We start from the raw sequence: 11,591 nt of genomic DNA, 5'->3' as shown, positions 1-11,591 counted from the left end.
TCAATTGCTTTGTTGCGAATTAATATAATTTATCCTGCCATCATTAACCAATGAGTCAATAGATTCTTTTATGTCCCCTATTGTTTTAAGAACCTCTTTCATAATATCATCATACGAAATTATTATTTCTGCCTTTGTTTTTACAAAAAATATTCTATCGATCATAAACTCTGAGTAGTTAACACGGTCTGTAACTTTCAAAAACTCAAAGCCAAATATATTTGTTTCATTAAATAGCGGTATATCCTTATATGCAACACCGTTATTTTCTTTCATTAGAGACTCTGAATCTTTGAATACTGACAAATCCAGTCCTAATATTTTTTTAAGCAACCCATCATTTAAATAAGGGACACTGTCGATTTTTAAATTGATATATAATCCTTTGTAAGGTTTAGGGGATATTATATCAGGGATGAAATTATGTTTAACTAAGTTATTTAATTCTTTTAATATAGCAGGAGTATATGATTGATGGACCATCGCTGGATGGAGTCGTTGAGTGTAGCCAAAAAGTACATCACAAATTTCGTCAATAACATTTTTCCTTTTGGATAAAATTCGGAAATGTTTGTGTTTGAAGTAGGCTGAGAAAATTTCCCGCATCAAATCAATATCATATGGCATACCTTCTGGATGCTCGTTATGTTCCTCCCTATATTTATCTATCTTTATTTTTAATTCATTAAGTCCAAGTTCTTCAAATGCTTTGCTTTTCTTACCTTCACACCCTAAGTATTCAAGAAAAGATATAACCTCTTTATCATACATTAGGCTGAATACCTGACCATTTATATCATCTTGGGTAAAACCAACCTTTATTAATAATAAATTATAGAAATAATCTAAAACACTTGCATGAGCATTTAATATTGAACCAAGACTGAATTTAAGGTACCTCGATATATTCTCATCCGTATCTGATGAAAGATGCTTCCTACCTTTTAATTTTTGACTTTCATCAACCATCAATTCATTTGCATATTCCTTTAAATTATAAACCTGACTCTCAACCCCCTGACAATAGCTATAAATACTTTCAATGTATTGTTCTTCAATCTTCATGCTTAATTCCCTTTTAAATAAAATTTACCGAAGAGTAACTATTATAATTAGATATCAGGTGGTTATGCAAGGTATGACTAAAAGAAGCTCCGCTTCTTTTAGTCTCCTTGTTTTTCGCCCTTCGGTTGAAAAAGAAAATCAAAGTTTCACTTAACTCATTGACATAAATTGTATTTCTAATATAACTGTATTATGGGTGTGCAAGGATTGCTCGCCGTCATCGAATACACATACGAAAAGGAGTTTCTATGAGTAGAACAATAACCTTATCCTACACAAATAGTTTTCAGCCTATTTGTAATAATCAATCATCGCAGTCATCTAATGAATCATTACGAATACACTGTGTCAGTGTTCGATTTAATAAAGAAGAGTTAGAGATCCTTAATTCCAATCGCGGAAACAAAAGCAAAGGTGAATGGCTTCGCTTAACTTCCCTTGATAGGCTCCCTCCAGTTATTCCCCCTATTAACCTGGAAGCATGGAAATCTTTGTCTGAAATATCACAAAAGCTAAACAGATTAATCAATCATCTCGACACAAAAAGTAGTAATAGTGAATTAACAAAAACAGAGATCTTCGCTGTAAAGAAACAGATCAAAGAGCTTCGTTTGTGTCTGACAGCTTCTGTTGACCTACCAGCCAGGTAAGTTTTTATATGAAGGGAATGCAACGGATAAAGAGGCATAAGAACTTTATCAATGTCGTAAAGTATGTGTTGAAGCCTGGTTCTCACCATAAAAGTGCTCCTGTTGTTATCGGTGGTAACATGATTGGTGATTGTGCAAATGAACTTATAGCAGAGTTCAACACTGCCAGTGAACGACGAACTGACATCGCAAAACCAGCATGGCACAACTCTCTTAGACTTCCGAAGAATGATGAACTTACAAATGCTCAATGGATAAAGATCGCTGACGATTATATGAATCAAATGGGGTTTAGTGATACTCATCTTCGTTGCTATGTTTTGCATGATGACAGTGTGGGTCAGCACATACATATCATTGCTAACCGAATAGATTCGGTCTCAAGTAAGGTTAACTTAGGTAGACATGAAAGCCTTAAAAGTGGTCGTATAATCCAGGAACTTGAAATCAAATACAGTCTCACTATCACAAAAGGCCCTGAACCACTAAAACCTACGGATACTGGAAAAGAAACAAACAAAGCAATTCCCAAAAAATCAAAAAAGATTTCCCGGAATGAAGCAATGTTTGAACAAAGAACAGGTGAGATCTGCAATAAGCAGCAGTTACAAATGCTCCTTGATAAAAGTTTGGCAGATTCACCAGATGTGAAAACTTTCCTAATAAGGCTTGAGGAAGCGAAAGTTTCATGTACAGCTAACATAGCTACCACTGGGAGAATGAACGGATTTTCTTTCGTATTCAATGGTATTGCATTCAAAGCATCTCAACTTGGCAAAAAGTATTCTTGGGTAAATCTTCAAAAGCTCATCGACTACGAGCCTGAACGAGACAACTCACTACTACTTGATACCAGCACAGTTGCTACTGCTACTGCTACTGCTACTGCTACTGCTACTGCTACTGCTACTGCTACTGCAAAAGATTTTGCTGCAACGGATATACCAAGGGAAAGCATAAGTGAAAAAATTGCTGAACTCGAACTTCGACTCAGAGAAGACAGAAGAAACGGAATCGTAGAAAAGATTCTTCAAAAAAATGTTGTACAACGGCAAAAACACTCCAGGCTTAGTGGCTGGATTCCATTCATAAAAAGGTTCATAGAGCTTCTCAGAAGCTATGGGAAGAGCATTCTTCACAAAACCCATACGACTTTATCAAAAATCCATGCAATGAAATCGTTAAACAAGTCGATGGAAATTCGTTTTTATACAGTGAGTTAAAAATCTCATTTGTGATAAACACTCAACCATTGGTTATTGATTTAGATTAAGTCAAGTAAAGATTGATCGTTATTACAGATCGATAATTCATTTATGATAGCCTTAACCTATCAAGTAACAATCATCGATCGGTACAAGTGATTTTACTTTAGCCAGCCAGCCATCGAGAATCCCTACAAACAGCATTTAATCTTTCAGATTGGGATAGCTATGAAAAACGAAACTATAAAGTGTCCATTTTGCTTTAAAGAAAGCGAACATGGTGTTCGTGTCTGCACTGGCTGTCATTCGACTATCAAATATGGAGCCGTTTCATCTTGGTTAGCTTTACTCATAGGAATTTTGCTGTTAGTAATTGCTTTCTTCATATTCGCTATCAGTCAAAGCTTTATATTAACTGTCGTTATATATTTTGCCTCAGCAATTTCTTTAAGATTTTATTTACGTAAGAAATTTGCACACAGAGCCCTTTTCATACATAAAAACTAACTCATCCATTTAAAATATAATAAGGAACATTAAATGAATAACTTTGTTGTTACCTCCTTATTCATTGCGATATTTTTAATTTCTGGCTGTTCAACATCAGGGAACCAGAACCTTAAAAATGAAACACCACAAAGCCTTCAGTCAAAGATCATTAAAAACAAAACAACTAAGATGGAATTGCTCACTAAGTTAGGTGAGCCAGATACAAGAACCACACTTGATGACGGAAATGAGCAGTGGAGATACTTCATGTATAACAATCAGTTTAATGCCTCGACTTTTATCCCTGTTGTCGGTTTGCTAACTGGCGGTTCTCAGAGTCAGTCTAAAACGCTTGAAATAGATTTTAAAGGAGAGACTGTCAGTAAATGGACTTTCTCCTCTGACAACAACAACACCAAAACTGGTATTCTTAATTAATTATTTCTGGATAAGAAAATGAAAATATACTCAATTCTCACAGTTATCCTTGCTACACTTCTTTTAACCGCATGTAACAGTGAACCATCCCAAGATGATATATACAATGCTTTCAAAAGTGTCGTAGATAGATCAAATGCAAGTATGAAAGCTCTGAACTCAAGTATTCCCGAAAAAGATCTTTTGAAAATTGATTATGTGAAGAAAGTTAGTTGCTCAGAAGAAGTAAACAATGTTTATAACTGCATCGTAGATGCTTCCATTAGCAATATGAAACAAACAAAACCAATTAAGCTGGTAAAATCAGACGGTATCTGGAAAGAACTACAACAATAGAATATAAATCATTAAACAATATAAAAGCTCTTTACTTAATTAGTGAGGAGTTTTTTTACTTATAATAGAATTCATTATTTCATAAACAGGAATTTGTTTATTGTATTTATCTGATAAATATTTAATCTCTGAGTGTGAAATTTCTTTTTTAGCACAACCTATAAGATCCGTTGAAGCTGTAGAGGACCATACTTTCAAAATCACTGCCTGTTCTATCATTAATTCACCAATTCGAAGTATATGCCCCCATTCGATTCTATTTGCTCCATCATACTTAATAGACAGGTCAGGAATATCTTCTTTAAATCGTTCACAAAAATCAATTTGATCGTTAATAGGGATATTAGCCAGAATACCATCAATTATTTCAACATAATCTCTATCATTCATTTTCAAAACAATTGTATCGAATTTTTCACGATACAAAACATTTTTTATTTCAAACCAACAATAATTTTTCAAATTGTTCTCTACTAATTCATGTATAAATTTTAAAGTGTCATTATTTTCCATTCATATCCTCCAAGCTATATAGATTTATGCATTCAACATATATCTCTAAAGAAAAGAATGTCAAATATTATAAAGCTAAAATTTCTTCAAACGATCAATAACCCTTTTTATCATTGAGGAATGATTTTGTGATTCTAATTTTTTATTAAGGGAATGCAACTCTTCATTTTCTTTAGTTAAACCCTTTATATCATTAATAAGGCCGTTCAAAAAATCAGTAAATGGTTCTGTTTTAATATTTCCGTGTTTGTCCGATTCTTTGTCCCAAGAGTTGATTACATTCAATTCGGAGGCAAGCATGGGATAGGAAAGACCACTTGTTTTATTATCATTGGAATAGTTAAACTCAACACCGATGTTTTTATAAATAAAATCCCGTCGTTTTTTATTCTCTTTATAAGCATCAGTTTCGGAAATCAATATTGGTAACACATATGCATCAGGCCATTGTTTAACCCATTTTATAATTTCTGACATCGCCCATGTCCCAATACGATGACCTCTATATTCTGAATCTCTGATACATAAATCACGTCCTGTGATACAAACAGCAGCAGAATATTCACCACCGGTGGAAATCGGATAATGCTTGCTATACCAAGCCTTAAATGAAACCTGTTTCTTAGGTTTTTCATCAATACGGCTAATTATAATCTCTATCTCTTCAGTGCTAAGTTTATCAACCGTAATATGTGGGTAATTATCTCTAACAGAACTTCGATATATAGTTTCGACTATGCAAGTGCCCCAGTATTTTGTAGGATCGATTCTATCCCAAATATGTAAAACTTCAAATCGCGGTCTTTCGATATCATTGACAGATTTTTGTTTAAAAGATGGCAACCACATTTTAAAATACCTATAATTATCAAAGAATAAGTAAAGTCTATCATAAACCATTCAAGTAATCATTAAAAGATGAAAATCATCTAAGTACCAAATAAGTTGTCACCAAAATACATTTTTCAGGAGTTTATAATCTCAACCCACTAACCTTGTTTACTTCGTAGATAATTTCTTTTTCTATAATTTTCATTTCATATTGAGCTTTAAAAGTTGTATAGATCTCTTCTGTTGTTTCTTGATTGTCATCTATATAATTAACAAGAGAGTTTAGTTCTCTAAGAACAGCTTCTTTATTGTTTAATTGCTGTAACAGATTACTTGTAAGGCATTTATACACTGAACTGAACATCGTCATGATGTTGTCTATGTTTCTATTAGAACGGGTATATAACTGCCTGGGATAGAAATACTTTAAGTGATACCCAACAAACACTAAATATAATTGGCGGGAAAAACTTTTATCATGTGGCTGATATCGTTTTGATATGTATTTATCTATGATGACAACAAGCTGTTCTTCAAGTGTCATTACTGAATTAAAATTGTTTTTGTCCATAAATTGCATCCTTGCAAAATGTTTAATTGTCTTCCTGACAATACATATACATTTAGCACGTTATTATAAATAATCAAGCTATTCGTAAATAAATATTTACAGCGTAATATATTAATGACAATTTAAATTAGTTTTCTATCCGACCGGCCCCTGTCTATTGGTGGCAATGGTTCGTCTAAAATATTTTTATTTATGTTGTGTTTATACGCATTATACTGCCATATAACGAATTGTTGCTTTAAATTCCTATTTTCTTCTTCAAGCACTCTATTCTTTGACTCCAGGTGAAAAATCCTTTGGGAAGCAATAGCAAGCGAAGAAGGTTTCTTGAAATTGTTTTGATTACATTTTATGCCATTTTTCTTGCTTTTGAATGCTTCATTTATTTCTTTATGATACGATAATGCTTGCCTGCTTGGTTTGCTTTTCAAAAAACAAGTGCATTCATTACAAACATCCTCCCAAGTAATACCAGGCTCACTCCAACCTATTATAGTATTTACAATAAGCATTTTTTCTTTTTTAGTTAATTTTTTTGACATTGTTTTCTCCATTTCTATGTTCCAATAAATCCTTTGCATTTATAACTCTTGATAGATGTGAATAGCTCTTATTAGCTAATCGAACGAATGAACCATTCGGCACTTCCTTGTTTTCTAAGATTCCTATTAACTCCTGTAATCTCTCCTGAGTTTTTAAATGAAAAGTCAACCAGCGATCCTTATCTAATTGGCTATCATTTTCGTCTGAATTTTTTATCGTGATATCTATTAATTCATTAGTATCCACTAATCGTTTTTTAAGCCTTTCAAGATTATCAAAATTACCTTTGACACAGATCTGCTCTGAGCAATTCAAGCAATCTCTGAATTTTTCACATGGCGATAGGGCATAGTCATGAACACAATATCCAAACTCTGTCTTATGAACCGCACTATGATTGAGAGACAAAAGAATCTCCTTCGATACAGGATCACGAACGGTTACGGCATTACTAATTGAATAGTTAGGAGCCGAGAGTTTTATAGCTTCATAATTTTCAAGAATCTCTTCATCACTGACGTGATTATAAACCCTATTCTGTTTAATACTTGCTCTTCCTGACCATTTGGCCAAATCGTATTCGGTCATTCCATTTCTTTGAGCTATGGTATTTAATAGGTGTCTTAATTGATGAGAATGAAAATAAATAGTTCGCTCTCGGCCATTTTGATACCCATGCCTTTGAAAAATAGTATTTCTTCTTTTATGTGCTAAAACATTTCCCTGAAATAAATACCTATCAGGCACATAGATTTCTATTATATTATTAGATTTATTAGTATGGAAAGTGTCTCTAAAAAACAAAAACAACAAGTTACTATACTTTATGTTTTTACTTTTATTAAACCATGGGAATCCATTAGGAAGACGCATTTGCAATTCTTGCCATAAAGTTTTTAGGGAATAAAAATCATCATGAAATACAAGGGACAAACGTTTTAAACGTTTTTTACATTCTTTTTCTGAAAAAGTATCATTAAACAATATCTCACATATTTGGATTGCTGAGAGAACTTTGCTTTCAGCATATTCTTTGAATTTAGATTGTTTATGAAAAGATTTGAAATCTAACTCCATTAACTTGGCAAACTTTCTGGCTTCTTTCGTAATTTCTATAATCCTATATATGGCTTTTTGTGTTACCGGAACCATTGTTGAAGGAATCCATTTGATATCACCCCCAAAGCCTTTGCCAGCCCAAAATCTTAATCCCCATTTCTGGTCACCTTTTCTTGTTTTATTTGTGAACATACAATCAATGGATAAAGACAAAACTTCGGAGATTCGTGAAGGTGCTGACATTAACAGAGCAAATATTGAGGTCGTAAAAATATCTCTAACATCTGTAAGATCTTGCCTAAAAATGTCTGCAAAAATATACATCACATCTTCACTTGGTAGTTTCTTACTTTGCTCATCATTGCTTTTGAAATAATTGCGATTATCCTTTATAGGGCTTTTCCAACCACCTATATATTTATAGGTAAAGTTATTTTTATTTAAAAAAGAGACTATTTTTTTCAATTCACTACTAATCGCACACATATAACTAACACTATATTTATGCTTTATCAAATCAATGACTTCACCAAGGATACTATAATTAATATTACATATATTTCCACTTGAATAATTCTTGATGAGAACATGTTCTAAACACCTTAAAGTAGGGATTATCATTTGTAATCTGTGAGTCTTACACGGTGTCTCATTGATAATATATGCTTTGGAAAATTTTATAAAATCGGAGTTCATCTTTTCATTATGGAGAGCATTATCACTTATCTTAGTAAACTTAATTGCCACATTTTTTATAACCCATTTGTCAGAATCCCAAGGTATGCTAATCTCATTTAGAGCTATAAACTTCATTTTCTCCACGAATAAATCCAAAGAATTACTTGTGTTTTTATTTTTGACATCCTGAATATTTTGTACATTCATTGCTTTGACTCCTCTTTATTATATTGCATTTATTTATAACCTCTTTTACAGCTATAATGGTTCTATCTAATGTAGTTGCGACTTTAATATCACTTGTTATATCGGCTATTCTTTTTCTTTCTTTCATGAGAAAATCATAAACCTCATTATGGGGAGCATCTATCCAGGGTTTAAAGTAAGGACAGGTATAGCAAGGAATTGGAACAGGAGCATTACAATCATTACAGTTAGAGCAGTTTCCGGAATTTATACCCTTATGTGTCTTTATTTTTATATCACCTGTGTCTGAATTAACTAACTCTCCTTTAAAAGCCCCTACATATTCTGATAAACTTCTAATCATTATTTCGTCTATTTTCTCTGCATATTCTGGTATATTTTTAACATAGCAAGCCGCAAATTTTGTAGAACGGTGATCTAATAATTCAGCAATAATCGACACTCCATATCCCTCCATTGCTGCTCTTGTACCTAAGGAATATCGGAATCGCCTTGCATTGATAACTTCTGCATACTCAAGAGAATCAATATAATTAGCAATCTTTTGTATTTTAGTTGTTATTAGTTTAGCTTGAATATGAAAAATATCAGTTTTTAATAGTTCGGAAATGTTTTTTTTGTATCTAACCTCATTTAAAGAATTAAAATCAATGAATAGTGGTAGTTCTGCCATCTCAATATCACTTAAAGCTCGACAAAGTATCTGCTCTGCAAGTTGAATATTTTCCTTGCTCAATACAATTAGCAAATCATTTAACTCCTCAGTTATTTTTAATTTTTTGAACTCAGAACGAAATACACCACTATGTTTAGCTCTTGGATACCGTAGTGCTATTTCATTATTGTGTTCTCCAAAAACACTCAGTATATCTTTCAATTTTAAATGGGATGTTTGTATTGGCCTCCTACCTGTGTAAGACGTTAACAATGCCATAGCTAATTCAGCAAGTGTAATCTTGCCATTGACATATAAGTGCATTGAACCTTCATTAAAATTAATAACGTCATTTTCAATTAATGGACCTTTATTTAAGTCCATGGTATTCACCATTTCACCAATTCGCCTTTTTTTAGTTTTGCCTTTGTATAAAATTTCAACTTGATCGTCAGTTACCCCTGGAAATTCTAAATACAACCATTTTTTTAAAAAAACCCTCATGCTTTCAAGGTAATCAGATTTATCGATTAATGCTTTTTTATGGTATTTTTTTATAGTGAGATCAGTTATAAGCCCATCTTTTGCATCTTTTAAAAAGTCAAAAAATGCCCAATACATTTTTCTTGTATATGAACTTGATCGCGTTGTCGCAAAATAACTTAATGTATTTAAGAAACTTTCATGATGACATATATTTAGGCTATTAAGAATAAGATTTATATTCAAGCTTATATTCTTATCTAATACCCATACAGGTTCTGATATTGAGAATTTATACCCACTGTTTGGTGCAGTTAATTCAAGGTCAGTTTCTCTATAATTTACTCTACTAATCATTTGTATTCTCTCCTCCTCTACGGCCTAATATTTTTTGTAGTCTAATTGAAGCTTCATCAGCTTGCTCTTCAATAAACCTTCGATTATATGTAGCCGCAGTTCCAGAACCTTCTTTCCAACCCATTAGCTTTTCCCTCATGACTTCTTGTTTTCGTTCACTTTGATTTTGCGAATCCATTAGGCGAGAAAAATCATAATTCCAAGTATGTCTTAATTTATGTCCTGAGAATCCTCTAAGTAAACGATCACTCATACTTATTTTTGAAATTATTTTTTGGTATCCTGAGATGCTTAATGGTTTACCCTGACATGGCCCATTTTTATAAATTAAAAAAAGAAATTCAGACTTTCCCTTTAAGTATAGTTTCCGATCATGAATGATATACTCCATTAATCTTGAAGCTAATTCTTCACTTAGTGGCAGTTGTCTGCTAAGAGTTTTTACTAAAGGCTGATTTAATCTTGGATCAGATACCTCGTCGGCTCGTCTTCGAATACATATCCTTTTCTTCTGAAAATTAATATCCTCAATCTTAATATTTAATAACTCACCTCTTCTTATACCTAATTCAGTGAGAATCATAATAATGATTGCATTTCTATTTCTAACATCAGGTTTAAAGGGATTAGAAGGTGACTGTGGGTCAATTAGTTTCATTAAACAAACTACGGAGTCATCTTTAAGTGTTTTATTTTGATTATCTTCACTATTTTTATTGTCATGATTCCTTGGCCTCCTGACTTCAATAGCTTTTATCATTTTAGAAAAACTGGTTTTATATCTGGAGGAATCATATTGCAATAATTCATCTACTAACCATGTGGTATATGAAAGAATACTATTTATTCTATTGCGTAAAGTTTTTTTCGATACGTGACCTAATCCTACGTTTATGTTGTTCCTTAGTTCAGAAATAGCCCCCAAATATGAAACCAAACTATCGATTTCTCCCCCGAACAAGAATATCCCTTTCAGAATCCTTGTTTCAATATCTATATCGTTTTTTTCTAAGAATCTATATAAGATTGTAATATTCACAGCCTTTGATTCTATCGTAGCTAATGCATGTCCATTATTTCTAAATTGTGTAGTTAGATATAAGTTTGGATAATAAAGAGGAATGCCAGTTTCTTTATTTGTCACAATGCAATATCGCTCTCCTGAATCAAGTCGAAATTTATCTATTTTTATTTTATACATATACTCTCCTTTTTTGCTTTTTTATTAGGTGTAACATTTATTTTTATTTTGGCAATAATAATTTTGCATTTTAGGAGTTTTTATATATGATAAAGAATTGTTTATTAACGATTTTCTTAGATGATTTTTGCGATTCCCCAGCTGGGGAATATATACTTCCTTCTATTCACCTGAGACTAATAAAACACTTAGTAAAACCATATAACAAGCCAATGTTCCTAAAATAGGTAAAACATAATGCAAAATATCATTAGAAAATCAGTTTATTTTTTGCATTTTCAGAATGACGAATGATATATAGCCAATAAAA

The 11,591-nt window shown here is 32.3% G+C and carries 12 protein-coding genes; 4 read left to right on the top strand and 8 right to left on the bottom strand.

Annotated features, from left to right (window positions below; translation table 11 throughout):
* Positions 1-1,065 carry a hypothetical protein gene (locus ABLU87_RS21395; RefSeq protein ID WP_213811262.1) on the bottom strand — a complete coding sequence of 355 codons (1,065 nt, stop codon included), beginning with the start codon at positions 1,063-1,065 and terminating at the stop codon, positions 1-3.
* 248 nt (positions 1,066-1,313) lie between these two features.
* On the opposite strand from ABLU87_RS21395, the gene ABLU87_RS21390 reads away from it, so the two are divergent.
* The 4 genes from ABLU87_RS21390 to ABLU87_RS21375 all read left to right on the top strand — a co-directional run bounded on the left by ABLU87_RS21390 (position 1,314) and on the right by ABLU87_RS21375 (position 4,183).
* Positions 1,314-1,715 (top strand): hypothetical protein, encoded by a 402-nt coding sequence (locus ABLU87_RS21390; RefSeq protein ID WP_122117991.1) that lies wholly within the window; start codon positions 1,314-1,316, stop codon positions 1,713-1,715.
* An 8-nt stretch (positions 1,716-1,723) separates the two neighbouring features.
* Positions 1,724-2,938 carry a relaxase/mobilization nuclease domain-containing protein gene (locus tag ABLU87_RS21385; protein WP_122117990.1) on the top strand — a complete coding sequence of 405 codons (1,215 nt, stop codon included), beginning with the start codon at positions 1,724-1,726 and terminating at the stop codon, positions 2,936-2,938.
* Between the two features lie 522 nt (positions 2,939-3,460).
* Positions 3,461-3,847 carry a hypothetical protein gene (locus ABLU87_RS21380; RefSeq protein WP_122117988.1) on the top strand — a complete coding sequence of 129 codons (387 nt, stop codon included), beginning with the start codon at positions 3,461-3,463 and terminating at the stop codon, positions 3,845-3,847.
* A gap of 18 nt (positions 3,848-3,865) precedes the next feature.
* Entirely contained in the window at positions 3,866-4,183 is a 318-nt protein-coding gene (locus tag ABLU87_RS21375; protein WP_122117987.1) for a cell wall-binding protein, read from the top strand.
* Between the two features lie 39 nt (positions 4,184-4,222).
* Here the strand turns inward: ABLU87_RS21375 and ABLU87_RS21370 are convergent, their stop codons facing one another.
* The 7 genes from ABLU87_RS21370 to ABLU87_RS21340 form a co-directional block, all read right to left on the bottom strand.
* A complete protein-coding gene (locus ABLU87_RS21370) occupies positions 4,223-4,696 on the bottom strand; it encodes a hypothetical protein (protein WP_241181227.1) in 474 nt (157 codons plus the stop codon).
* Positions 4,697-4,771: 75 nt separating this feature from the next.
* Positions 4,772-5,596 carry a GNAT family N-acetyltransferase gene (locus ABLU87_RS21365; RefSeq protein WP_241181226.1) on the bottom strand — a complete coding sequence of 275 codons (825 nt, stop codon included), beginning with the start codon at positions 5,594-5,596 and terminating at the stop codon, positions 4,772-4,774.
* Between the two features lie 73 nt (positions 5,597-5,669).
* On the bottom strand, positions 5,670-6,098 hold the full coding sequence (locus ABLU87_RS21360; RefSeq protein WP_213811289.1) for a hypothetical protein: 429 nt from the start codon (positions 6,096-6,098) through the stop codon (positions 5,670-5,672).
* Between the two features lie 122 nt (positions 6,099-6,220).
* Positions 6,221-6,640 carry a hypothetical protein gene (locus ABLU87_RS21355; protein ID WP_213811290.1) on the bottom strand — a complete coding sequence of 140 codons (420 nt, stop codon included), beginning with the start codon at positions 6,638-6,640 and terminating at the stop codon, positions 6,221-6,223.
* Entirely contained in the window at positions 6,621-8,585 is a 1,965-nt protein-coding gene (locus tag ABLU87_RS21350) for a hypothetical protein (protein WP_241181225.1), read from the bottom strand. Before ABLU87_RS21350 ends, ABLU87_RS21355 begins: the two co-directional genes overlap by 20 nt.
* Positions 8,551-10,080, bottom strand: coding sequence for a site-specific integrase (locus ABLU87_RS21345; RefSeq protein ID WP_228304845.1), 1,530 nt, complete (start codon positions 10,078-10,080; stop codon positions 8,551-8,553). Before ABLU87_RS21345 ends, ABLU87_RS21350 begins: the two co-directional genes overlap by 35 nt.
* Positions 10,073-11,281 (bottom strand): site-specific integrase, encoded by a 1,209-nt coding sequence (locus ABLU87_RS21340; RefSeq protein ID WP_213811232.1) that lies wholly within the window; start codon positions 11,279-11,281, stop codon positions 10,073-10,075. Before ABLU87_RS21340 ends, ABLU87_RS21345 begins: the two co-directional genes overlap by 8 nt.
* Positions 11,282-11,591 lie beyond the last annotated feature (310 nt).

Source organism: Klebsiella sp. CB_Kp196 (assembly GCF_040061575.1).
Classification (GTDB): domain Bacteria; phylum Pseudomonadota; class Gammaproteobacteria; order Enterobacterales; family Enterobacteriaceae; genus Klebsiella; species Klebsiella michiganensis.
Note: the sequence above shows the minus strand (reverse complement) of the source record. Positions and strands in the feature narration are given on the sequence as shown.